This window comes from Mesorhizobium sp. CO1-1-11, assembly GCF_020164995.1.
Lineage (GTDB): Bacteria > Pseudomonadota > Alphaproteobacteria > Rhizobiales > Rhizobiaceae > Mesorhizobium > Mesorhizobium australicum.
Window position 1 is genome coordinate 1 of the sequence record NZ_JAIUHE010000056.1, and the last position, 1,104, is coordinate 1,104.

The window sequence follows — 1,104 nt, forward strand, 5'->3', positions numbered from 1 at the left end:
CCGGCTACAAGATCCTCACGCGCTACAATGATAGCGGCTTGGAGGGGCTGACGGATCGATCGCGGCGGCCCTACCGCCATGCCAATCAGCTTCCGTTTCAAATCGAGAAGCTGATTGTGCGTCTGAAGCAAGACAAGCCGACTTGGGGTGCGCCGAAGATACGCGAGCGGCTGGCCCGGCTATATCCGGATGTGCACCGGCCCGCGATTTCGACCGTGCACGCCGTGCTCGACCGGCACGGCATGGTCGAGCACCGCAAGCGAAGGCGCAACAGGGCGACGGGAACACCGCTTTCCAACGGCTGTCGGCCCAACGATCTTTGGTGTGCCGACTACAAGGGCGAGTTCATGCTCGCCGATCGGCGCTATTGCTATCCGCTGACGATCACCGACTTCGCCAGCCGTTATCTCATCGCCTGCGAGGCGCTGTCGACCACGAAGGAAGCCTATGCCTTCACCGTGTTCGAAAGGGTTTTCAAGGAGTTCGGCCTGCCCAGCGCGATCAGGACCGACAATGGTGTTCCCTTCGCCAGCCCCAATGCGCTGTTCAACCTCAGCAAACTGTCGGTCTGGTGGCTGCGCCTGGGCATCGACATCGAGCGCATCAAACCGGGCTGCCCGCAGCAGAACGGGCGCCATGAACGCATGCACCTGACCCTGAAGAAGGAAACCACCAAACCGGCAGGCGCCAACTTTCTGCAGCAGCAGGCCAGGTTCGATGACTTCATCGACGAGTTCAACTCAGAACGCCCCCACCAGGCCCTCGGCATGGACTGTCCGGCAGAGCGTTACGCACCCTCAACGCGACCCTATGCCGGCCTGCCAGATCTCGATTATCCGTTTCACGACAAGGCTGTCATCGTCACTACCTGCGGCCGCATCTGCTATAACAGAAAGAAGATCAACCTCAGCCTCGTCTTCGCCGGCCAGAGCGTCGGCATCAAACAGGTCGAGGACCATATCTGGCTGGCTAGCTTCATGGACTATGATTTGGGATATTTCGACGATGAGACATGCAGGCTCGAACCACTCCAAAACCCCTTCGGGCCAAAAGTGTTACCCATGTCTCCGGTATAAACCGTAACCTATGTGTCCGGAACGGACC

Annotated in this window: 1 protein-coding gene; it reads left to right on the forward strand. The window is 59.3% G+C overall.

The window, feature by feature from the left end:
- Positions 1-1,076: integrase core domain-containing protein (locus LB554_RS29395; protein ID WP_224588313.1), on the forward strand; the 1,076-nt coding region annotated here is incomplete at its 5' end.
- Positions 1,077-1,104 lie beyond the last annotated feature (28 nt).